At 61.4% G+C, this 19,644-nt stretch carries 27 protein-coding genes and 1 pseudogene; 4 read left to right on the top strand and 24 right to left on the bottom strand.

Annotated elements, in window-relative coordinates:
- The 21 genes and pseudogenes from LGQ03_RS01205 to fabD all read right to left on the bottom strand — a co-directional run bounded on the left by LGQ03_RS01205 (nucleotide 1) and on the right by fabD (nucleotide 14,759).
- Nucleotides 1-429, bottom strand: a complete 429-nt coding sequence (locus LGQ03_RS01205; RefSeq protein ID WP_226746922.1) for an NlpC/P60 family protein — start codon at nucleotides 427-429, stop codon at nucleotides 1-3.
- Complete coding sequence (locus LGQ03_RS01200; protein WP_226746921.1) at nucleotides 426-1,307, bottom strand: DUF2163 domain-containing protein; 882 nt, start codon at nucleotides 1,305-1,307, stop codon at nucleotides 426-428. Before LGQ03_RS01200 ends, LGQ03_RS01205 begins: the two co-directional genes overlap by 4 nt.
- A complete protein-coding gene (locus tag LGQ03_RS01195) occupies nucleotides 1,304-1,936 on the bottom strand; it encodes a DUF2460 domain-containing protein (protein WP_226746920.1) in 633 nt (210 codons plus the stop codon). The genes LGQ03_RS01200 and LGQ03_RS01195 overlap by 4 nt, the downstream gene beginning before the upstream one ends.
- A 12-nt stretch (nucleotides 1,937-1,948) precedes the next feature.
- Nucleotides 1,949-2,608, bottom strand: a complete 660-nt coding sequence (locus LGQ03_RS01190; RefSeq protein ID WP_226746919.1) for a phage tail tape measure protein — start codon at nucleotides 2,606-2,608, stop codon at nucleotides 1,949-1,951.
- The gene (locus LGQ03_RS01185) at nucleotides 2,601-2,807 is read right to left on the bottom strand and encodes a rcc01693 family protein (RefSeq protein ID WP_226746918.1); all 207 of its coding nucleotides are present in this window, start codon (nucleotides 2,805-2,807) and stop codon (nucleotides 2,601-2,603) included. Before LGQ03_RS01185 ends, LGQ03_RS01190 begins: the two co-directional genes overlap by 8 nt.
- Nucleotides 2,804-3,118: a gene transfer agent family protein gene (locus tag LGQ03_RS01180; RefSeq protein ID WP_226747262.1), complete on the bottom strand. Its 315-nt coding sequence runs from the start codon at nucleotides 3,116-3,118 to the stop codon at nucleotides 2,804-2,806. The genes LGQ03_RS01185 and LGQ03_RS01180 overlap by 4 nt, the downstream gene beginning before the upstream one ends.
- On the bottom strand, nucleotides 3,118-3,531 hold the full coding sequence (locus LGQ03_RS01175) for a phage major tail protein, TP901-1 family (RefSeq protein WP_056031646.1): 414 nt from the start codon (nucleotides 3,529-3,531) through the stop codon (nucleotides 3,118-3,120). Before LGQ03_RS01175 ends, LGQ03_RS01180 begins: the two co-directional genes overlap by 1 nt.
- Before the next feature lie 31 nt (nucleotides 3,532-3,562).
- On the bottom strand, nucleotides 3,563-3,973 hold the full coding sequence (locus tag LGQ03_RS01170) for a DUF3168 domain-containing protein (RefSeq protein WP_226746917.1): 411 nt from the start codon (nucleotides 3,971-3,973) through the stop codon (nucleotides 3,563-3,565).
- Nucleotides 3,970-4,308 (bottom strand): head-tail adaptor protein, encoded by a 339-nt coding sequence (locus tag LGQ03_RS01165; RefSeq protein ID WP_226746916.1) that lies wholly within the window; start codon nucleotides 4,306-4,308, stop codon nucleotides 3,970-3,972. Before LGQ03_RS01165 ends, LGQ03_RS01170 begins: the two co-directional genes overlap by 4 nt.
- Nucleotides 4,305-4,904, bottom strand: a complete 600-nt coding sequence (locus LGQ03_RS01160; protein ID WP_226746915.1) for a head-tail connector protein — start codon at nucleotides 4,902-4,904, stop codon at nucleotides 4,305-4,307. The genes LGQ03_RS01165 and LGQ03_RS01160 overlap by 4 nt, the downstream gene beginning before the upstream one ends.
- A gap of 117 nt (nucleotides 4,905-5,021) precedes the next feature.
- Nucleotides 5,022-6,203: pseudogene (locus LGQ03_RS01155) on the bottom strand (phage major capsid protein).
- Between the two features lie 34 nt (nucleotides 6,204-6,237).
- Complete coding sequence (locus LGQ03_RS01150; RefSeq protein WP_226746914.1) at nucleotides 6,238-6,780, bottom strand: HK97 family phage prohead protease; 543 nt, start codon at nucleotides 6,778-6,780, stop codon at nucleotides 6,238-6,240.
- 26 nt (nucleotides 6,781-6,806) lie between these two features.
- Nucleotides 6,807-7,016 (bottom strand): hypothetical protein, encoded by a 210-nt coding sequence (locus LGQ03_RS01145; protein ID WP_090159300.1) that lies wholly within the window; start codon nucleotides 7,014-7,016, stop codon nucleotides 6,807-6,809.
- Nucleotides 7,013-8,182 carry a phage portal protein gene (locus tag LGQ03_RS01140; protein WP_226746913.1) on the bottom strand — a complete coding sequence of 390 codons (1,170 nt, stop codon included), beginning with the start codon at nucleotides 8,180-8,182 and terminating at the stop codon, nucleotides 7,013-7,015. Before LGQ03_RS01140 ends, LGQ03_RS01145 begins: the two co-directional genes overlap by 4 nt.
- A 100-nt stretch (nucleotides 8,183-8,282) precedes the next feature.
- Entirely contained in the window at nucleotides 8,283-9,659 is a 1,377-nt protein-coding gene (locus LGQ03_RS01135) for a DNA-packaging protein (protein ID WP_226747261.1), read from the bottom strand.
- Nucleotides 9,553-9,924, bottom strand: coding sequence for a hypothetical protein (locus tag LGQ03_RS01130; protein WP_226746912.1), 372 nt, complete (start codon nucleotides 9,922-9,924; stop codon nucleotides 9,553-9,555). Before LGQ03_RS01130 ends, LGQ03_RS01135 begins: the two co-directional genes overlap by 107 nt.
- Nucleotides 9,925-10,073: 149 nt before the next feature.
- Nucleotides 10,074-11,234: an endolytic transglycosylase MltG gene (gene mltG, locus LGQ03_RS01125; RefSeq protein WP_226746911.1), complete on the bottom strand. Its 1,161-nt coding sequence runs from the start codon at nucleotides 11,232-11,234 to the stop codon at nucleotides 10,074-10,076.
- Nucleotides 11,235-12,497 (bottom strand): beta-ketoacyl-ACP synthase II, encoded by a 1,263-nt coding sequence (gene fabF, locus LGQ03_RS01120; RefSeq protein ID WP_090159297.1) that lies wholly within the window; start codon nucleotides 12,495-12,497, stop codon nucleotides 11,235-11,237.
- Nucleotides 12,498-12,710: 213 nt separating this feature from the next.
- Nucleotides 12,711-12,944: an acyl carrier protein gene (locus LGQ03_RS01115; RefSeq protein WP_056031618.1), complete on the bottom strand. Its 234-nt coding sequence runs from the start codon at nucleotides 12,942-12,944 to the stop codon at nucleotides 12,711-12,713.
- 135 nt (nucleotides 12,945-13,079) lie between these two features.
- Complete coding sequence (fabG, locus tag LGQ03_RS01110; RefSeq protein ID WP_226746910.1) at nucleotides 13,080-13,817, bottom strand: 3-oxoacyl-[acyl-carrier-protein] reductase; 738 nt, start codon at nucleotides 13,815-13,817, stop codon at nucleotides 13,080-13,082.
- A gap of 3 nt (nucleotides 13,818-13,820) precedes the next feature.
- Nucleotides 13,821-14,759 carry an ACP S-malonyltransferase gene (gene fabD, locus LGQ03_RS01105; RefSeq protein ID WP_226746909.1) on the bottom strand — a complete coding sequence of 313 codons (939 nt, stop codon included), beginning with the start codon at nucleotides 14,757-14,759 and terminating at the stop codon, nucleotides 13,821-13,823.
- Between the two features lie 137 nt (nucleotides 14,760-14,896).
- On the opposite strand from fabD, the gene LGQ03_RS01100 reads away from it, so the two are divergent.
- Nucleotides 14,897-16,084 (top strand): cytochrome b/b6 domain-containing protein, encoded by a 1,188-nt coding sequence (locus tag LGQ03_RS01100; RefSeq protein ID WP_226746908.1) that lies wholly within the window; start codon nucleotides 14,897-14,899, stop codon nucleotides 16,082-16,084.
- 138 nt (nucleotides 16,085-16,222) lie between these two features.
- Here LGQ03_RS01100 and LGQ03_RS01095 read toward each other — a convergent pair whose 3' ends face one another.
- Together LGQ03_RS01095 and LGQ03_RS01090 are read right to left on the bottom strand one after the other, a co-directional pair.
- Nucleotides 16,223-16,798 (bottom strand): YceI family protein, encoded by a 576-nt coding sequence (locus LGQ03_RS01095; protein WP_090159294.1) that lies wholly within the window; start codon nucleotides 16,796-16,798, stop codon nucleotides 16,223-16,225.
- Between the two features lie 87 nt (nucleotides 16,799-16,885).
- The gene (locus LGQ03_RS01090; RefSeq protein WP_226746907.1) at nucleotides 16,886-17,479 is read right to left on the bottom strand and encodes a hypothetical protein; all 594 of its coding nucleotides are present in this window, start codon (nucleotides 17,477-17,479) and stop codon (nucleotides 16,886-16,888) included.
- 254 nt (nucleotides 17,480-17,733) lie between these two features.
- Here LGQ03_RS01090 and rpsF point away from each other — a divergent pair, with 254 nt between their 5' ends.
- From rpsF to rplI, 3 genes are read left to right on the top strand one after another with little or no spacing between them, the layout of a single operon-like run.
- Complete coding sequence (gene rpsF, locus LGQ03_RS01085; RefSeq protein WP_056031601.1) at nucleotides 17,734-18,087, top strand: 30S ribosomal protein S6; 354 nt, start codon at nucleotides 17,734-17,736, stop codon at nucleotides 18,085-18,087.
- Between the two features lie 22 nt (nucleotides 18,088-18,109).
- Nucleotides 18,110-18,337, top strand: coding sequence for a 30S ribosomal protein S18 (rpsR, locus tag LGQ03_RS01080; RefSeq protein WP_056031599.1), 228 nt, complete (start codon nucleotides 18,110-18,112; stop codon nucleotides 18,335-18,337).
- Between the two features lie 11 nt (nucleotides 18,338-18,348).
- Entirely contained in the window at nucleotides 18,349-18,954 is a 606-nt protein-coding gene (gene rplI, locus LGQ03_RS01075) for a 50S ribosomal protein L9 (protein WP_226746906.1), read from the top strand.
- Between the two features lie 96 nt (nucleotides 18,955-19,050).
- On the opposite strand, the gene LGQ03_RS01070 is transcribed toward rplI, so the two are convergent.
- Nucleotides 19,051-19,254: a hypothetical protein gene (locus LGQ03_RS01070; RefSeq protein WP_226746905.1), complete on the bottom strand. Its 204-nt coding sequence runs from the start codon at nucleotides 19,252-19,254 to the stop codon at nucleotides 19,051-19,053.
- Nucleotides 19,255-19,644 lie beyond the last annotated feature (390 nt).

The raw sequence follows: 19,644 nt of genomic DNA, 5'->3' as shown, positions 1-19,644 counted from the left end.
TTATCCTTTGTTGAATGCGAAACGCGCCGCAATCCGGCGCTGCCAGGGGGCAGACAACGGACTTTCAGTCACGGCGTGACCGCTGTAGGCGTGGATAAAGGTCGGACACTCACCAACCTGCGCGACGATGCCCAGGTGCTTTGCCATTGCGCCATCACGCATGCGGAACAACAGAACCTGACCTGCTGCAATCGACACATGATCCACCGGGATCAGATGCCTGGCAGCGGCTTGCAACAATTGCTCGTCGCCCTGCGGTTCGGCCCAGTCTGACGAATAGCGCGGCACGATCTCCGGCTCTTTGCCATAGAGTGTCCGCCAGACCCCGCGCACCAATCCCAGGCAGTCGCACCCATGGCTCAGCGCCGATGCCTGATGCACATACGGTGTACCGATCCAGCCTCGGGCGATCTCTACCGCACGGCTCATCGCACCAGGCTCCCGCCATCCGTGTCACCATCGGCGCGCGGCACAGCCATCAGCCAATCGTCACCCGGCATGTCCGGAAAACCTTGAAAGTTCACGAGGTTCGCAAATTTCTCCCGACAGGTCTCGGCACGCTTGTCGCACCCGGCAATCAGACGCACACGGTCACCCGCCACGACATCGGCGCGCAGCGCGTCCCACAGACGAATGCGTTGCAGGCTTCCTTCCGCGCGATGGTCCTTGATGACTGCGGTCAGGCCGACCCCGGCACCGTCCAGCACCTGGATGAAACCATTGGTGAACCAATGATCGTCCACGCCGCTAGCCACCACAGTCAATGTCGCGCCATCGGTCACCGCGTCGATCCTGCGATCCTTGTGCAACCTGTCATCGGCCAGATCGACACCGCAGGCCCCGTCACCCAGGACCGCCGCACAGCTGCGCAGGAAACTACGCCCGACTGGCTGATTCAACCGCTCTGCCAGCCCGCGCAGTGCCACCTTGAATTGCCCGCCTTCGCGGGTGATTTCCCCAATCTCACCCCGGAACCGAATGGCGCGTTCTGTCACATTGTCCCATCGCACCAGCCAGTGGGTGATTTCCGCACCGTCCAGACGGCCCGCCATGATATCCGCATCCCGGATCATGTCCGATTGCAGCAGCCCCACAGCCTCTGAATTATCGACACTCAGGCCCGTGCTTGTTGCAAGCGCGCGCGCGCTCAACCCGCTATTGGCGTGAAACAGAATATCGTCGAAAGTCAGATCGCAATCGTGATCGGTAAATCCATAGGTGCGCCCGTCCTTGCGCGTGATCGACCAAGCTTGGCAAACATGGGCCGATCCGGTCGCCAGATGCGCAAACAGCTTCGACGCGCTCATAGCCGCACCTCGACCACGGGTACGCTGGGGGCCTGACCCGCCTGAAAATGGGATACTGCGGTTTCGATCCTGTCAGTGTCGAACCGCACCGCAACATCAAATTCGAAACCGGCACGTACCTCGGCGCCGAGATCAGGTGCATCGCGAAAGGTCAGGATACCGGTCGTGAGATCGACATCGAAATCGACACCTTCCTGCACTTCGTCCCCACCCACAGCGACCCGCACGGTTCCAGCAACAGGTTTCGCGATGGGCCGCAGATATGTTTGCTCACCAGAGGCATAGCCTTTGACCAGTTGGATCACATAGGTCCGGTCGTCACCCATCGCGATCAACTGATCCAGCGGCGTGATGCGCTGTGACGGCAGACTGGACTTGAAATCGGCCCAGTCTTTCCAGCGAAACGCGTGCAGCTGACCTTCACGCGCCTCAAAGAATGCGATCAACTGTTCGATATCGTCCAGAGACCGCAACCCCATCCCCGCATCATAACGCCTGCGCGCATGTTTCCAGGGCGATGATCGCTCTTCGAAACCGTTGGCGAGCGTCACAATGTCGGTGCGCCGCTCCGGCCCACCCATCGCACCAAAACTCAGGTTGGCGGGAAAACGTATGTCGTGAAAGGCCATGCGCCTGTCTCCTCAACGGTTGCGGTTGCCAGTCCCCAGCATGCGGCTCATCTGTGCTGCGATCTGGCTTTGACTGCGCTGGAATCCCTGCACGTCAGGGGTCGTGATGTTCATGGTGACGCTGACATGGCCGCCACCGGATGCACGCACACCCAGACTGCCGTCTGCGCCACGGGTCAGCGGCATGATGGCCTCTGGTCCGGCCTCACCCATCAGGCCCGTGCCACCACGCATCGGAAAACGGGTCGCACCACTGACGACTCCACCCTTGGCAAAGGGCATCACGCGGCCCTGGCTGAATGCGCCACCCTGCCCGAATGGCATCAGACCGGACACCGCCGCATTGACCCCGTCCGACAGCAGCCCCCCGGCATGTTTCATCACGGGATTGATTGCGGCAGCATAGGACGTGTCGATCATGGACTGCGCGACACCCTTCATCGCGTCCGACAGCTTGAGCCCGTCAAAGACAACGCCATCAAATGCACGCCGCAATCCCTGCGAGAAACCGGTCGTCAGATTTCCCAGATCACGCGTTGTCTCGCCCAGCGTCCCCTGCATGCCGCGCAACGTCTGGTCAAAGGTCCGTGCCATCGCGCTCGCATCTCCAAGGCTGCGTTCCAGCGCATCGACATCGGCCTCCAGCCCGTCGATCTGATCTAATTCAGTCATCCTCACCTTCACTTTCGGTTTCGTCAGGAAATGCCGCCAGCAGCGCATCCAGGCCGCTGCGATCCATTGGCCGCTGTACGTCAGCCAGGCCCAGCATCAGCGACAGCTCTGCCGGGGTCAGTCGCCAGAACGCGTCGGGTGCCAATCCCAGCTGGCACATCCCCGCACGCATCAATGCCGCCCAATCCAATCGCGTCATGACGGCGGCGCAAAGGCGCGTGCCAGCAACTGGGCCGCAACAGTCGCGGCCCCCACAGGCCCGCCTGCAATATCAGCACTCAGCAGGTCATCGGCCTGTCCGCGCCAGCCACCTCCACGCAACCCGGCCACGATCAAGGCCAGAACATCGCGTCCCCGATAGTGCCCGCTTTCGAAACGCTCGACGAGCGTGATCAACGTGCCCTCGTCCAGCTCTGCCTCCAGCGCGGCCAGCGCACCCAGTGTCAGTTTCGCGCGATGTGGTATCCCGTCGATCGTCACCGCCACCTCACCGGCGAGGGGATTGATCATCATGCCGCGGCAAAGCTCAGCTGACCCGCACTCGACAGCGACATTTCATACGTCGCTTCGCCGTCAAATGTGCCTGCATATTCGATGGAACTGATCTGGAACGGTCCTTCGACCACGCCGAAATCGGGAATGACAACCTGGAATGCTGGGGTCTCACCCGCGAAAAACACCTGCCGCATCCGCTCGTCCGTGGCCGCATCGCGGAAAATGCCCGACCCGCTGATCGCGGCGGTCTTGACCCCTGCACCGGCCAGCAATTCGCGCCAACCCCCTTCGCTTTCCAAAGAGGTCACATCGACGGCCTCTGCGTTGAAACTGATGCGTGTCGCACGCAGGCCCGCGGCACTCTCGAACGTGCCGTCGCCGCTCATGTCCACCTTGACCAACAGGTCCTTACCACTTTGGGCTGCCATGTCGTTGCTCCTTGTTGTGAAATCTGCGGTGTCAGTCGTCTGACAGCCGCGCGTGAAAAATCAGATCAATCCGCCTGCGGTCGGCTGTTCCGATCCGCGCGGCAGCGGCCTTGTGAAACCGCAGTCCCAGCACGCGCCCCCGGCTCAGGACCAGGTCATGACCTGTCACCGCGTCGCTCACAGCGGCGGCGGCTGCCTTTGCACGCGCAAAACCTGCTGCTTGCGTCAGCACGGACACGGTGAATTCATGGATCGCACCTGCCCCACCCGCATCAGAGGCATCGCGCACCTTTTCAGCCCCCAGAACAACATAGAGATCCGGCAGCACACCTTCGGGCACATTGTCGTAGACATCTCCACCGACCAGCGCGGTTAGTTCAGGGTCCGCTGACAGGCGTTGATAGACGGCCTGTTGCAGCGCCAGCGACATTGCATAACTCATGCCGCGACCTCCTCTTGGGCGCGGCACGTCAGATAGCGCCCCGCGCCATCGCGTTCCGTCACCGCCAGAATGGCGAATATCCGTGCCCCCTCGCGAAACCGCTGCCCGGCCACGGGGCGTGCATCGTCACCCACGGCAGCGGCGCGGACCGTGATGGTCAGGGGCACACGGCTTAGCCGCGCTTCGCCCTGGAACCGGACAGCGCCGGAACCCGCCTTGATGTCCGCCCACAATAGGCCCCGCGCGGCCCAGTCAGTGACCGTCCCGCCAGATCCGTCCGGAATGGCGACAGGCGCTTCCAATGTCAGCGCACGGTTCAGAACAGGCAGCTTCATGTCCGCCCCCCCATGAAAAGCCGAACAGTGCGATAGCGTTCAATCAACGCTGCAACACCCTGCGGCAAAGACGTGTCACGCGCATCGCCACCGATCCGGTATTCGTAGAAATGCGCAGCCAGCAGCATGACCGCCTGCCCCAGATCCGCGGGCAGGTCCGTCCATTCCGGTCCGAATCCCGCCATCAGAACAATTTCAATCCGGCCGCCGAGCGGCACTCGTGGCAAGGCAGCCCCGGTCGCATACAAGGTCGGACGCTGCAAATCACTCGCCAGCGCATATCGCGTGCGCGCCACCTCCTCGGGTGGTGTCGCAACCCCAAATCGGGTGACGCTGACGATTGCATTGACGGGTGCCAACGGCAGAGGCTGGCGCACTTGATCACGCCATTCATGCAACTCCCAACGGAATTCACGCTCGATCAATATCTTGCCGGTGCGCGCCTCGATGGCCGCAAGGGCCGCACGCAGATAGGTTTCCAGATCCGTGTCGTGGGCATCGTCATTCTCAAAACCCGACCCCAGCCGCAGATGCGCCTTGAGGGCCGCAATCGGCAGTGAGGCCGTGGGCACGCTGGTCAACTCGACTAACATCATGGATGGGTCTCCGGTCATCATCTGGCGCATCATGGAATTGGGTCGGGACGCGGCGCAGGCAGGATCTGAAACGCGCCCAAGGCCGGTGCGACGACGCAGGTCGTCGCACCGTCAGGATCAGCTGGTGGCGAACTTCAGCAGCTTGATCGCGGCAAAATCGCTCACGCCGCCACCCACGCGCTTAGTGGCGTAGAACAGTACATGCGGTTTGGCCGAAAACGGGTCGCGCAGCACGCGCAGGTCGGGACGTTCCGCCACGGTATAGCCAGCGCCAAAATCGCCGAACGCGATTGGCGTCGTACCACTGCCGGCATCCGGCATGTCCTCAGCAATCAGGACAGGATAGCCCATCAGACGGGCCGGCTCGCCGCTGGCCAAACCGTCGGACCACAGGAAACGCCCATCCGCGTCCTTCAGCTTGCGCACCATGCCCGCCGTGCGCGAATTCATCACGAACGCAGCGCCCGCGCGATATTCGGCCCCCAACGCGTAGACCAGGTCGATGATGGCATCCGCATCGCCCAGGGATCCGTCAACGCCGGTCGGCACATAGCCCAGGTTGCCCCACTGCCACAGCACGTTATCGACCGACGGATAGGCCAGGATGCCACGCGGCTTGTCGATACCGTCACCGTTGACAAAGGCGGCCGCCTCGGACCGTGCGAACTTGTCCGCGATACGCTGCGCCAGCTAGCCCTCGATATCAAAAGCGCTGTCATCCAGCAGACGCTGCGACGCTTTGGGCAAGGCCGACAGCTCGTGCAACGGAATGGTGATGCGATCGATCTGCGGCGCGTCGGTCTCGGTTGTGGGGTCACTCTCGGTGGCCCAACCCGCCCCCATCTCGGTGTGATCGATCAACACATCAAAGGAGGTGGCATCGACATTCACGATATTGGCGATCGCACGGATCGAGGCTGTCGCGCTCAGCGTGCTCCGGATCGTGTCGGCTGTCTGCGGGTCCACCAGATAGCCACCGTCGGCAGCAACGGCAGTGCTCATGCCCTTGCCTTCCAGTGTCAGACCGCGCAATCCGTCATCGTCCCCGGACCGCAGATACGCGGCAAAGGCCTTTTGATGTGGCGCGTCCTCTGCCGCAGCCGTTGCCAGTGCCGGCCGCTGTGCCATCATTGATTTGCGATCAAGCTTGTTCATACGGTCTTCCTGTTTTTGCAAAGTGGCGTGAACGCCGGTTGAAAAGGTTTTGAATTCCGCCACGAAATCGCCAATCGCGATCCGCAGGTCCTCGGCCGGAGACAGATCTTTCCCGGTCCGAGGCGGCACCTCGGTTTTGTCCATGTCTGGTCCTTTCTGGTCAGTGTCTGTGCCGGGATCAGTCCCGGCGTAGCGCCTCACGCGCGTCGACAAAGGGGGTCGTCAGCACGCGCAACGTAGTGTCGGCGGGATCGTCGGACTTTGCGCCAACGCGCGCGTCCTGCAGCATCGGAAAGGTCACAAGGGATACCTCCCACAACTCCAGCTCGGCCAGGTTCCGACCGCCGTCCGCCGTCTTGCTGGCCCTCACCGTGCGATACCCGATCGACAGCCCGTCAATGGCGCCCGCATCAATTAACGCCGCAGCCTCGCGCCCGCGCGCCACGTCCCGCAGAATGCGTCCCTTGACATGCAGCCCGTGCGCGTCCTCCCGGATCTCGTCCCAGACGCCAATCGGCTGCATCGGGTCGTGTTGCCACAGCATCTTGATCCGGTTCCCCGAGGCTGCGACCTTTTCCAAGGAGGCACGATAGGCACCACGCAAGACACGGTCGCCACCTTGGTCCGCTTGTTCGAACAAGGATGCATATCCCGAAATCTCGCAACCGTCCGCCACCTCCAGCCTGGCTTGCGGCGGGCAGAATTTGTGTTCCAGTGTCATTCGTTTCTCCCTTTCAGGGGGCTGTTTCAATGGACCGGCAGGAATTGCGCCACGTGCAGACCCAGCACGGCCATTGCACCACAGCACAGCGCCCAGATCTGCCATTCCAAACGGCGCAGCATCCGCTCGATTGCAGCCAGACGCTGGTTGATTTGAGCGTGCCAGACATCCGCCGCCTGCGGCAAAACGGGTTGAACGACGCGGTTCTTCAGCGTGACGACCTTGTCCGGCATCATTCGACATCCTGCGCGGGCAAGCCCAAGAGACTGCGTTTTTCAGCGTTGGTCAGGAATGCGGCCTCTGTCACCCGCCGCCAATGGGCGTCGCGTTCGGCGGCCAGTGCAGGCACCTGATCCAGATCGGGCCGCAAATCCAACCGTTCCGCCGTAAAATCCGACAGCCAGTCGGCAATGGCACTCGTCACCCGCATCGCCAATGGCAGAACCGTCAACCGATAAAAGGCACGATTGGCCTCTTGATAATTGGCGTAGGTCGCATCGCCCGGAATGCCCAGCAGCATGGGTGGCACGCCAAACGCGACCGATATCTCGCGCGCGGCGGCCTCCTTGGTCTTTTGGAATTCCATGTCGGACGGGGAAAATCCCATCGGCTTCCAGTCCAGCCCGCCTTCCAGCAACATCGGCCTGCCCGCGTTGCGCGCGCCCTGATGCTGATGCTCCATCTCGTCGACCAACCGGTTGTACTGATCCTGGCTCAGCTGCGACTGGCCGTCTCCGCCCTTGTAGACGATGGCACCGGACGGACGCGCCGCGTTATCCAGCAGAGCCTTGGACCAGGCAGAGGCCGCGTTGTGCACATCAATGGCATTGGCGGCCGCCTGCATCGGACTGAAACCATAGTGGTCATCCTGCGGGTGAAAACTCTTGATATGACAGATCGCCGATCCTTCGGGCCCGACGGCAAACCTGTGCTTGTTGGCACCGACTGCATATTCATAGGCCTCGGCCCAGCCATTGCCCCCCGGCACCAGACGCATGCGATCCGACCGCAAGACATGCAGTTCGACCGGCAGCCCACCGTTTCCCACCGCCTCCAGATAGGCATCCCCCGTCAACAACAACTGACCATAGAGCGCCTCCAGCAGCTCGGCCCGCCCCTGTGCTGCGTTGGGGCGATTGATCAGCGTCTGCACGGGGTGGGCATCGTAGCGTTGCAGGCGGTCCTGCGTAACCAACGGCAGTGCGGCAGCGGCTTCTGCAATCAGTTTGACCGCGCGAAAACCGATCGGGTTCGACGCAAATCCCGCCCGGGTCAGCGATGCGTTGTCCCGCGCGCTCCAGGCAACACGACCCTGCGTCGCCCAGCTGACGACCTTCCCCGTGGCCGAGGCCTTGACCTCGGTGGCCGCAGGCTTGGCCGCCTTGTTCCAGAATTCAAACATCTCGCACTCCTCGGGGACGGACTGACTGTCCTTGGAAAAACGTTCTGAACCCGAAACCTTGCCAAGTACCGATTGCACCGCGCGCTGTCTGCGCAACACCTCACAACCGACGCAGGCGCGGCGCCTGCCATGCCTTGGCCGGTGCGATCATCAGCTCATGCATGGCCCACACCAGCGCATCGACGCGGTCCGGCGATCCCTGCCCCACGAAACCAGCCCGCGTCATCAGACACATCTGGTCTTCCAGTTCACCCAACCCGCGCGCATGCTTGATGCGCATCTGCTCATAGAGCGCGGCCACCGGTTCAGCCCTCGCGATCTTGCCTCGACGGGCATTCACACCGCGGTAGGAAATCAGCGGATCAATCTGGCGCACGATGGTTTCGACCATATCGCCCCCTTGATTGACCTCGGCCACCAGCCGGTCCGCGCCATGCCGACGGTAGGCCGCAACAGCAGCCTTGGCCCAATCCAGCGGTCGCGCCGCCTGCACACTGGCATCCTCCAGCACATAGCCGCGCCAGGCATGCGGAGGACCCTTGCAGACGACACCCGCCACGATAATCCCGCAGGCATCAGACCCCTTGTGTCCTGTGACCGGTGGATCGACGGCAACGACAATGCGCTCCAGACTTTCAATGTCCTTGCGGATCAGCCCGTCCAGTTGCGCCGTTGTCCACAGCGCGCCCTCGGCATCATCCAGCAATACGCCGTCCAACTCCTGACGCCCCAGCCGGGTGCCGCCATAGCGCCGCCGGACCTCTGCCAGAAACGACGGCGCGAGGTTCGCCGCATTGTCAAACGTCGTCGCATGGGTAACCACGGTACTGGACCGAGCCAGCATTTCTTTCAGCACAGGCGCATTGCGCGGCGTCGTCGTAACCACCGCCTGTGGGCAAGACCCAAGCCGCAGACCAAATTCCACCATGTCCCAGGTGGCACTGCCGTTTTTCCATTTGGCAACCTCATCGGCCCAGACAGCATCAAATTGCGGGCCGCGCAGCGCCTCGGGGTCGAATGCCGAAAACACCTGCGCTTCGGCCCCGTTTGGCCAGCGCAACAGTTTGCGCCCCGCAATCCACTCCGGCCCCCGGTCATCGGGGGAACAGGCAACGATACCGCTATCCCCCATGACCATGACCTCGCGTGCCTGATCGTAGGTCTCACCGATGATCGCAATCCGCCGTGCACGGCCACGGGTTAACGGTCTGGGCCCCTCTGCCATCGCCCGGACCCACTCGGCACCCGCCCGTGTCTTGCCCGCCCCACGACCACCCAGCACAACCCATGCCCGCCAGTCACCATCGGGGGGAACCTGATGCGCCATCGCCCAGAAATCGAACAGATACGGCAGTCCGGCAACAGAGTTGTCACTCAGCTCCGTCAGAAACGCCTTCTGTTGCGAGGCTGGCCCTGATGCGATCAAGTGCGCACCCGATCTCGTCGCGCAATGTGTCGTAGTCGAGGATCGTCGCATCGTCTTGGGCGTATTTCTCACGAAATGCCTCCTCTGCTTTCAGTAGGATCAGATGGGCCGCCGACAACTCGCCGATTTTACCAATCAACAGTTTCGGCGGGGCTCCGTCAGACGCACCAAGTGTTTTGATTTCTTTCAGGATCGCGGCGCGCAGCGTCGCATATAGCCCTGCAATTTCGTGCTGTCGGGACAGTGCCGCAGCACGCCCGTGCCCTTCCGGGTCGTCTTTAATAATCATCTTGTTCCGCCAATCAGGTCTGGCCAAGCCATTCCGACAATCGGCAGCATGACGGCGCAACCGGCACGTCAGAATAAAATCGGCCCGCCTCCAGCTAGAAGGCGAGCCATTAATTTTACAATAAATACAGCACTCTGACAGCCCGCAGCCCCTAATGGCTGGTTAGGCGACCGTCCTTAACCGTCGTTGGCTGCACGCTCCGCCTCGATCGCACGCCAGGCTGCGACATTGCGATTGTGGTCATCAAGGTTGGTCGCGAATGCATGCCCACCCGTGCCATCGGCAACAAAGAACACGTAGTCCGTCGTATCCGGGTCAAGTGCTGCCTCGATGCTTGCCCGTCCGGGGTTCGCAATGGGCGTCGGCGGCAAGGCCGGGATCGTGTAGGTATTCCACGGCGTCGGCGTATCCAACTCGCTGCGGCGCAAGCCACGTTCAAGCACGCTGCGCCCCTCCGTGACACCATAGATGACGGCCGGGTCCGTTTGCAGACGCATGCCGCGTTCCAGGCGATTGACGAAAACGCTTGCAACCTGACGACGCTCGTCAGCAACTGCAGTTTCCTTTTCGATCAACGACGCAAGGATCAGCGCCTCCTCCGGCGTTTCCAACGGCAGCCCATCGACACGCGCGGCCCAGGCTTCGGCCAGGATGTTCTCTTGGCGCTCGGTCATCCGGCCAATGATGCTGCCCCGCGTCATGCCTGCGGTAAATTCATAGCTGTCAGGTGCCAGACTTCCTTCTGCCGGAATGTCGTCGACGGGGCCTTCCAGCACGTCAATCGCATTCAGCGCCTGCACCACCTGCCAGGCGGTCGTGCCTTCGGCGACGGCCAGTCTCAGACGCGTGTCCGCAGCATCCAGCACCGCAGTGTACTCAGACGGCACTTCACCTTCGCCCGGCGTGAATGCGGCAACTTCCTCGTAGCGACCGGTGACAGGGTCCAGTTCCCGGACCTGGACCTCGTTGACCCGAACACCCACACGATAGACGATCTCGGTCCCGCACGTGCTGGCCCCGCCGCGCGTCACCGTATCCACGATCTCGGCCATCGATGCGCCCTCGGCAATCAGGAAACTGCCCGCCTTCAGCTCGGATGCCTTTTCGGTGTAATCCGCGCCCATGCGGAAAATGGCGGCAGAACTCACTGCGCCTTGCGCCTCCAGGTCCTCGCTGACCCGCCGCATGTTCGACCCGCCCGGCACCTGCAGACAGATCCCCTGCGCCAATGGGCCGGGGTTGCTGTACTGCTGCGTGCCCCACGCCACGACACCTGCACTGACAAACAGCGCCACGACCATGAACGTCAGCGCGTTGGACGCGATGTGTCGCCACATTTATTCGACCTTCCCCAACACCAGACTTGCGTTGGTCCCGCCGAACCCGAATGAATTCGACAATGCAATGTCGATCTTGCAGGGGCGTTTTTCGTTCGCGCACAGATCAACCTGCGTCTCGGCGTCGACCTGATCCAGATTCAGCGTTGGCGGAGCCACTTGATCGCGGATCGCCAGGATCGAGAAAATCGCCTCGATCGCACCCGCGGCACCCAGGAGGTGACCCGTTGCGGATTTCGTCGACGACATCACCAGTTTGGCGGCGGCTTCTGGCCCCACCATACGTTCCACGGCACCCAGTTCGATGGTGTCGGCCATGGTCGACGTGCCATGCGCGTTCACATAATTGATGTCCTGCGGCGTGATCCCGGCATTCCGGCAGGCCGCACGCATCGCACGCTCTGCACCTTCGTGATCGGGGGGCGGTGCAGTGATGTGATGCGCGTCGCCCGACAGACCGTAGCCCTTGACCTCGGCATAGATCTTGGCACCGCGCGCCTTGGCGTGCTCGTATTCTTCCAGCACGACGATACCCGCACCCTCGCCCATGACAAAACCGTCACGGTCCTTGTCCCAGGGACGCGACGCCTTGGTCGGATCGTCTGCACGGTCCGTGGACAAGGCCTTGCAGGCATTGAAACCGGCGATACCGATCTTGCAGATTGCGGCCTCGGCCCCACCTGCGATCATCACATCCGCATCCCCATACTGGATCAGACGGCTGGCGTCGCCGATGGCGTGCGCCCCTGTCGAACAGGCGGTCACGACCGAATGGTTCGGTCCCTTGAACCCGTAACGGATGCTGACCTGCCCGGAAATCAGGTTGATCAAGGCACCCGGCACAAAGAACGGCGACACACGGCGCGGACCTTTTTCTTCCATCATGATCGCAGTGTTCGCGATGGAATTCAGACCACCGATCCCCGATCCGATCAGAACGCCGGTGCGTTCCAGATCCTCTGTCTCGGTCGGTGCCCAGCCGGAATCTTCGATCGCCTGCTGTGCGGCCGCGATGCCGAACATGATGAATGTATCGACCTTGCGCTGCTCTTTCGGCTCCATGTAGGCGTCAGCATTGAACGTGCCATCGGTCCCATCACCGCGCGGCACCTCGCAGGCATAGGTGGTGGTCAGCCCCGTGGGATCAAACTGGGTGATCGGACCAGCACCGGACTGCCCGTCCAGAATGCGGCTCCAGCTGGCCTCGACCCCATCGGCCAGCGGCGTGACAAGTCCCAATCCCGTAACAACGACCCGGCGCATAATTCGTACCTTTCCGACAGAGAATTGCCGACCTGATACCGTAACATCGTCAGCAGGGGCAAGTGCCGCAGGGCAGCGATACCGCCACGCGCACAGGGCATCACTGCAATCTGCGCGATTCAGCCGATCATACGCCCCACGGCAACAAAAAAGACCCCCGGAAGGACCGGGGGTCTTTTGTATCAGACGGTCCAAGAGGACCGGGACGCTGACTTACAGTGCGCCCTTGATGAACTTGACCGCATCGCCGAAGGTCTGGATGGTCTCGGCTGCATCGTCGGGGATTTCGATGCCGAATTCCTCTTCGAATGCCATCACCAGCTCGACGGTGTCGAGGCTGTCAGCGCCGAGGTCGTCGATGAACGACGCGCTTTCGACGACTTTGTCTTCTTCAACACCAAGATGCTCTACAACGATCTTGCGTACGCGGCCTTCGACGTCGCTCATGAAATATCCTCACGTTCTGTATGGGGCATGCCCCGGTTTTGAAACGGACCATGTGGCCCGTCTATTCGTTTCCGCCCGGCCTATAGCAGAGAAACGAGAGCACGCAAACGCTTTCGCACTCCGACCGGCCACGGCTCAGAGCATGGCCATTCCGCCATTCACATGCAAGGTCGCACCGGTGACATAGGCGGCCTCGGGGCTTGCCAGATACAGAACAGCGGCTGCAATCTCGTCAGCTTCACCCATCCGACCTGCCGGAATCTGGCCCAGAATACCGCTGCGCTGTTCGTCGTTCAGTGCGTCTGTCATCGGCGTGGCGATGAAACCGGGTGCCACACAGTTGACCGTGATTCCACGACTGGCGACCTCGTAGGCGATGGATTTGCTCATGCCGACCATGCCGGCCTTGCTGGCGGCATAGTTTGCCTGACCGGGGTTGCCTGTGGCCCCGACGACTGAGGTGATGTTCACGATCCGACCCCAACGCGATTTCATCATGCCGCGAATGGCCCCTTTGCACAGGCGCATGCTGGATGTGAGGTTCACGTCCAACACGCTGGCCCATTCGTCATCCGACATCCGCATAAAGATGTTGTCGCGCGTGATCCCGGCGTTGTTCACCAGAATGTCCAGCGACCCCATCGCCTCGATCGCCTGTTTCGGCAGTGCCGTGACAGCCTCTGAATCGCTCAGGTTGCATGGCAGAACGTGAACCCGTTCGCCCAGCTCGGCCGCAAGCGCTTCCAGCGGTTCGACCCGCGTACCGGACAGACCCACCGTGGCCCCCGCCCCATGCAGCGCGGTCGCAATGGCACCGCCGATCCCGCCAGAGGCACCCGTCACCAGCGCATTCTTACCTGTCAAATCGAACATGTCTTATCCCTTCATCGCGGCTGCAACCGCCTTTGCCTCTTCAGGCGTGCCGACATTCGCACACGCCGCGTCTTTTGCGATCCTGCGGATCATGCCGGACAATGCCTTGCCTGCACCGATCTCGGTAAAGGACGTGACGCCCTGATCGGCCATCCACGCAACCGAAGTTGACCACCGCACACGACCTGCAACCTGTGCAACCAGCAAGGCGCGAATCTCGTCGGGGTCCGTCACGGCGCTTGCGTTGACATTGGACACCACCGGAACACGCGGGGCGCGGATTGTCACGTCAGACAGCGCGTCTTGCATCACCTGCGCTGCGGGTGCCATCAACGCACAATGAAACGGTGCCGAAACCGGCAGCATCAGGGCACGCTTCGCACCCGCCTCTTTTGCCAGAACGGCCGCACGTTCCACTGCGGCCTTGGCCCCCGAAATGACGGTCTGGGACGGATCGTTTTCGTTTGCGACCTCACAGACGCCCGCGTCAGCGGCGGCGGCGACCACCTCCTCGACCTGCGCGATGCTCAGCCCCAGCACCGCAGCCATGGCACCCTCGCCGACGGGCACGGCGTTCTGCATCGCCTCGCCGCGGGTGCGTAGCAGCCGCGCGCAATCGGCAATGTCCAATGCGCCAGCCGCCGCCAGTGCCGAATACTCACCCAGCGAATGCCCCGCCACATAGGCCGCATCGGATATCGTGATCCCTTCGGCCTCCAGTGCCGCCATGGCCGCCAGCGACGTCGCCATCAGCGCGGGTTGGGCATTGCGGGTCAATTGCAGCGTGTCGGCGTCACCGTCCCAGATCAGCGCAGACAGCTTTTCGCCCAGGGCGTCGTCCACGGTATCGAAAACGGCCTGTGCCGCCGGATAGGCCTCCGCCAGCGCCTTGCCCATCCCTATGGTCTGGGCCCCTTGGCCGGGAAAAACGAATGCGCGCATGAGGTCTCCTGTCATTTGTCAATTGACGGCTTGGATAGCCAAAGCCCCCAAGTCGCACAATGCCTCTGCGTCAATGCAAATTGTGACCTTGCTTTAGAATAGTCTATATCTGCTGCAAATTGAAAGGATTTGCGCCCATGTCCGACACCCCGACAACCTACGGCACGGTGACCAAGACGTTCCACTGGCTGACGGCCATACTCATCCTCGCTCTGCTGATCCTCGGGACGCTGGCCAATGACTGGGCGGCGGATACCGATTCCGCACTCGCGATCAAGACAACGCTCTTTTCGACCCACAAGACTTTGGGCGTGCTATTGTTTTTTGTTGCCCTGCTGCGCATCATCTGGGCAATCGGCCATCGCAAACCCGGCCCCCTGCACCCTGAACGCAAGACGGAAACGCTTCTGGCGGAAATTGTGCACTGGACGCTTTACGGCAGTCTGGTCCTCGTGCCGCTGACAGGCTGGATCGACCACGCCGCCTCGACCGGGTTCGCCCCGATCTGGTGGCCGTTCGGGCAGTCCCTGCCTTTCGTCCCCAAGAACCCCGAGGTCGCGCATTTGTTCGGCAGTGTGCACATCATCCTGACCAAAGTGCTGATTGGCGCGCTTGCCCTGCACGTCGCAGGCGCACTCAAGCATCATTTCATCGACAAGGACGCCACCCTGCGCCGCATGTGGTTCGGGAAATCGCAGATGCCGGATGTCGCCTATCACCGTACGCCGATTGCTGCTCCGGCGTTGGCCGCCACTGTACTGGCAATCGGTGCGGGCGTCGGCGCTGGCATGGCCGCAGGCACAACCGCGGCACCGACAACCGAAGCACTGGCCGAGGTCGCTTCGGACTGGACCGTTCAGGACGGTGCGCTTGGCATTACCGTAGTGCAGATGGGTGACGAGGTTACAGGCAGCTTTGCCGACTGGACGGCAGCGATCACCTTCGACCCCGATGCCACAGCGGATGCAGGCACGGTCGAGGTCACGGTCTCCATTGGGTCATTGACGCTTGGGTCGGTGACGGATCAGGCCATGGGGGCTGACTTTTTCAATCAGGCCAATTTCCCGACAGCCACCTTTGCAGCGCCCATCACGGTACAGGACGACGGCAGCTACGTCGCGGACGGAACACTCACGCTCAAGGGGGTCGAGGCACCGGTCACCCTGCCATTTTCGCTGACGCTTGAAGGCGACACGGCCACGGCATCCGGGCAAACCACGTTGAATCGCCAGACATTCAACATCGGCGAAAGCATGGAAGGTGAATCCAATCTGGCCTTTGACGTGATCGTCACGATGGACCTCACCGCGACACGTAACAACTGACGAAAACCGCGCACCGCGCGATAAAAACAGGGGCCCGCTGCAACATGCAGCGGGCCCTTTGCTTTGCATCGACCGCACAAGAAAGGGGCTGCGCCGGAATGCCCGGCGCAGCCCCTATGTTGTTAATCAGAAGGTCGCTTATTCAGCTGCTTCAGCTTCGATCGAGATCATCACCTGCACTTCGTCGCTGACAAAGGGTGCGAAAGCGCCGACTTCGAAATCGGACCGCAGCAGCGTTGTTGTCGCGTCAAAGCCCAGCCAGGGTTTTTCAGCCATCGGATGTTGACCGGCCTGGTTCAGGACCGTGTCCAGAACAACTTCCTTGGTGATGCCGTTCATGCTCAGATCACCGGTGATCAGTGCGGTGTTCTCACCGGTCACTTCGATCGCGGTCGAGGTGAATGTGACCATGTCGTCTTCGGCTGCGCCAAAGAAATCATCGGACATGAAGTGCTCGAAACGGGCTTCCCAGCCTGTCATCATGCTGCGCACCGGGAACGACACCGACACGCTGGATGCAGCAGGGTCTTCGGCGTCAAAGGAAATTTCGCCGTCAAAGCCAGAGAACAAGCCGTAGGTCGTCGAAAAGCCCAAGTGATCATAGTTGAACAGAACCTGGCTGTGGCTTGCATCCAGCGTGTAGGGCGCAGGTGCGGCCAGAACAGGCGTGGACAGCAGGGCGAGCGCGGTGGCTGTGCCGAAAATCGTTTTCATCGTGGTACTCCGTGTTGATGTGTCTGCACGGAGGTAAATGTGATCTGGCCTGATGAATGCAATTTCACATTTTCGAACAGTCCATGTTCACGGGTTCCTTTGCACCACGCCCAGCACCATGTCGCGACGCAGCCGCACAGACAATGGTTCCAGATCCTCTGGCTTGCCGCTGGCGACCACGATGCGACCAGGCCCATTGCGAAACCGCACGTACAGCCGCGATGTCTGGTCGTTCACAGCTTCGGCGTAGACGTTTGCGATACTGTCGAAACCATACCGCGCCTGGATTGTCAGCAATCCGGTGCGGTTCAGAACCACGCGCCGCAGTTCCGACCGATGCGTGTCGATCTCATAGCGCGACGACAGCCCGCGCGTCGCGTACCACATCAACAGCAATGAAAAGGCAAAACACCCGAAAATCAGCGGCGATCGGAATACAATATCCGACACAGGTGACAGCAACAGCAACGTCATCCCCGATGCCGCACACAATGCACCCGTCAACAAGACAAGAAACTGCACAAGCACCAATGCCAGACGCGGGCCACCCGCATGCGATATCGTGTAGCCCCAGAACGCCTCTTCCACGTCAAATCCGCTACTGCTCATGGCCATTAGCCCACCGGGCATCCATCCGCGGATACGCACCACATCCCTACGGTCGGTTGCAAGATCGCTCATCTGTACTCCTTGGGGTGGTTTCGGCTTTTCTTTTCGTCGTGCAACCGGACTTTGGCAAAACCGTGGCCATTGATAGTTGATTCATGGACTCTGCGCGACCCGGCCGCTGTGTGCACGCAGGCTTGCGCCCTGCCCGTCCCCGTGTATAAGCGCCGAACTTCCGCGCGACTTTTGACCTGCGCAGCCTCTCGTGACCGGGACGCGGAAGTGGAACCACCCGGTCTTTGAAGTGCGCCGAACATGTAAGGAATACCATGCCGCTGTATGAGCATGTGATGATTGCGCGTCAGGACTTGTCCAACACGCAAGCCGAAGCCCTGATCGAACACTTCGGGACAGTCCTGTCCGACAACGAAGGCAAGCTGGTCGACTCCGAATACTGGGGCGTCAAGACCATGGCCTACAAGATCAACAAGAACCGCAAGGGCCACTACGCCTATCTGCGCACCGACGCCCCCGCGGCTGCCGTGCAAGAGATGGAACGCCTGATGCGCCTGCACGAAGACGTCATGCGCGTTCTGACGATCAAGGTCGACGCACACGAGGACGGCCCGTCGGTCCAAATGCAGAAACGTGACGAACGCGACAGCCGTCGCGAGCGCCGCTAACTTCACAAAAGGATTGTAAGACATGGCTACCAAACCGTTTTTCCGTCGTCGCAAGTCCGATCCGTTTGAGGGCGAAAACGCTCCGGCGATCGACTACAAAGACACCCGCACCCTGCAGCGCTACATCTCCGAGCGCGGCAAGATCGTGCCTGCCCGCATCACCGCCGTCGGCGCCAAGAACCAGCGCAAGCTCGCCCAGGCGATCAAGCGTGCACGGTTCCTCGCCCTTCTGCCCTACGCAGTGAAGTAAGGACCCGCATCATGGACATCATTCTTCTCGAACGCGTCGCAAAGCTGGGCAACATGGGCGAAGTCGTCTCTGTCAAGGAAGGCTATGCGCGCAACTACCTGCTGCCGCAGAAAAAGGCGCTGCGTGTCAACGCTGCAAACCTCGCTCGCTTTGAGGCCGAAAAGGCCGCACTCGAGGCACGCAACGCTGAAACACGCGCTGCCGCACAGGCCGAGGCAGACAAGATCGACGGCAAGCAGTTCGTCGTGATTCGGTCCGCGTCCGACGCGGGCTCGCTCTATGGCTCCGTCACACCCCGTGACGTGGCTGATGCCGCTGCCGCCGACGGTTACAAGGTCGACCGCAATCAGGTCGTGCTGCAAGGTCCGATCAAGGATCTGGGTCTGCACGATGTGACGCTAAACCTGCACCCCGAGGTCGAGGCAACGATCACCCTGAACGTCGCACGTTCCGCCGAAGAAGCAGAGCTTCAGGCCGCTGGCAAATCCATTCAGGAACTGGCCGCCGAAGAAGAAGCAGCAGCTGAATTCGAAATCCAGGAATTGTTCGACGATCTCGGCTCTGCCGCATCCGAAGACGATGGCGACGACGCGCCCCGCGCATCCGACAACGCCTGATACAGACAAACGGTCGCCTGCCCTTTTCGGGTTGGCGGCCATCGCTACAGTCAGGGCCGGATCAGCAATGATCCGGCCCTGATTGTTTTGCGGCCCTCATCGCAGCAATGTCAGAAATTCCATGCGTACCCTGCAACTGCGGTTGTCCTGGGTGCCGACCCAGACCTTGAGCGCGCCTGTGCCTGGGTTGGACAGCATCATCGGCGGCATGAACCCGTTCAGTCCCGGTCCGCGATAATACCACGACCCATCGGCCGTATGGACCAGCATATCGCGCGCGCATCCGGTATCCGCGCTCATTTGCAATGCCAGCCCCATCATTCCGACCAAATTCAACTCGAACGTCGGCGCATCGGTGAAATGGGACTCACTGCCACGCGCGACGCTAGCCTGGGGGCATTCCCCCAACGGACGCATTCCGCCCGCCGTCAAGCGAACGGACTTCCCGCGGCGCAGGCTCACGCCGCTCTCGGTCAGCTGCGTGAATGACGCTATGTCCGGATTGGGGCACGCCTGCGCTGTCAGCGGTAAACCGCTGAACATCAGACCACTCAGGATCAACGCAAATTTCAATGTTTTCCGCACGGGGTAAACTCGTCCCAACTGGTAGCACGCAAGCGTGCTGCCTATATCGATAATGTGGGGCTTTCAGCCGTTTAGACAAGGCCACAACGAAAAATGGCGCCCCAT

Source organism: Loktanella gaetbuli, assembly GCF_020531945.1.
GTDB lineage: Bacteria > Pseudomonadota > Alphaproteobacteria > Rhodobacterales > Rhodobacteraceae > Loktanella > Loktanella gaetbuli.
Note: the sequence above shows the minus strand (reverse complement) of the source record. Positions and strands in the feature narration are given on the sequence as shown.

Coding starts and splice junctions, on each gene's coding strand:
- LGQ03_RS01135 (WP_226747261.1), bottom strand. CDS start 9,659: ATGCGACGATCCTCGACTACGACACATTGCGCGACGAGATCGGGTGCG.
- mltG (WP_226746911.1), bottom strand. CDS start 11,234: ATGTGGCGACACATCGCGTCCAACGCGCTGACGTTCATGGTCGTGGCG.
- LGQ03_RS01100 (WP_226746908.1), top strand. CDS start 14,897: ATGTCCGACACCCCGACAACCTACGGCACGGTGACCAAGACGTTCCAC.
- fabG (WP_226746910.1), bottom strand. CDS start 13,817: ATGTTCGATTTGACAGGTAAGAATGCGCTGGTGACGGGTGCCTCTGGC.
- LGQ03_RS01145 (WP_090159300.1), bottom strand. CDS start 7,016: ATGATGCCGGACAAGGTCGTCACGCTGAAGAACCGCGTCGTTCAACCC.
- LGQ03_RS01200 (WP_226746921.1), bottom strand. CDS start 1,307: ATGAGCGCGTCGAAGCTGTTTGCGCATCTGGCGACCGGATCGGCCCAT.
- LGQ03_RS01185 (WP_226746918.1), bottom strand. CDS start 2,807: ATGACGCGATTGGATTGGGCGGCATTGATGCGTGCGGGGATGTGCCAG.
- LGQ03_RS01175 (WP_056031646.1), bottom strand. CDS start 3,531: ATGGCAGCCCAAAGTGGTAAGGACCTGTTGGTCAAGGTGGACATGAGC.
- LGQ03_RS01150 (WP_226746914.1), bottom strand. CDS start 6,780: ATGACACTGGAACACAAATTCTGCCCGCCGCAAGCCAGGCTGGAGGTG.
- LGQ03_RS01095 (WP_090159294.1), bottom strand. CDS start 16,798: ATGAAAACGATTTTCGGCACAGCCACCGCGCTCGCCCTGCTGTCCACG.
- rpsF (WP_056031601.1), top strand. CDS start 17,734: ATGCCGCTGTATGAGCATGTGATGATTGCGCGTCAGGACTTGTCCAAC.
- LGQ03_RS01140 (WP_226746913.1), bottom strand. CDS start 8,182: ATGTTTGAATTCTGGAACAAGGCGGCCAAGCCTGCGGCCACCGAGGTC.
- LGQ03_RS01115 (WP_056031618.1), bottom strand. CDS start 12,944: ATGAGCGACGTCGAAGGCCGCGTACGCAAGATCGTTGTAGAGCATCTT.
- LGQ03_RS01180 (WP_226747262.1), bottom strand. CDS start 3,118: ATGATCAATCCCCTCGCCGGTGAGGTGGCGGTGACGATCGACGGGATA.
- LGQ03_RS01165 (WP_226746916.1), bottom strand. CDS start 4,308: ATGAAGCTGCCTGTTCTGAACCGTGCGCTGACATTGGAAGCGCCTGTC.
- LGQ03_RS01170 (WP_226746917.1), bottom strand. CDS start 3,973: ATGAGTTATGCAATGTCGCTGGCGCTGCAACAGGCCGTCTATCAACGC.
- LGQ03_RS01205 (WP_226746922.1), bottom strand. CDS start 429: ATGAGCCGTGCGGTAGAGATCGCCCGAGGCTGGATCGGTACACCGTAT.
- LGQ03_RS01195 (WP_226746920.1), bottom strand. CDS start 1,936: ATGGCCTTTCACGACATACGTTTTCCCGCCAACCTGAGTTTTGGTGCG.
- rpsR (WP_056031599.1), top strand. CDS start 18,110: ATGGCTACCAAACCGTTTTTCCGTCGTCGCAAGTCCGATCCGTTTGAG.
- rplI (WP_226746906.1), top strand. CDS start 18,349: ATGGACATCATTCTTCTCGAACGCGTCGCAAAGCTGGGCAACATGGGC.
- fabD (WP_226746909.1), bottom strand. CDS start 14,759: ATGCGCGCATTCGTTTTTCCCGGCCAAGGGGCCCAGACCATAGGGATG.
- LGQ03_RS01160 (WP_226746915.1), bottom strand. CDS start 4,904: ATGATGTTAGTCGAGTTGACCAGCGTGCCCACGGCCTCACTGCCGATT.
- fabF (WP_090159297.1), bottom strand. CDS start 12,497: ATGCGCCGGGTCGTTGTTACGGGATTGGGACTTGTCACGCCGCTGGCC.
- LGQ03_RS01190 (WP_226746919.1), bottom strand. CDS start 2,608: ATGACTGAATTAGATCAGATCGACGGGCTGGAGGCCGATGTCGATGCG.
- LGQ03_RS01090 (WP_226746907.1), bottom strand. CDS start 17,479: ATGAGCGATCTTGCAACCGACCGTAGGGATGTGGTGCGTATCCGCGGA.
- LGQ03_RS01070 (WP_226746905.1), bottom strand. CDS start 19,254: ATGAGCGCGGATACCGGATGCGCGCGCGATATGCTGGTCCATACGGCC.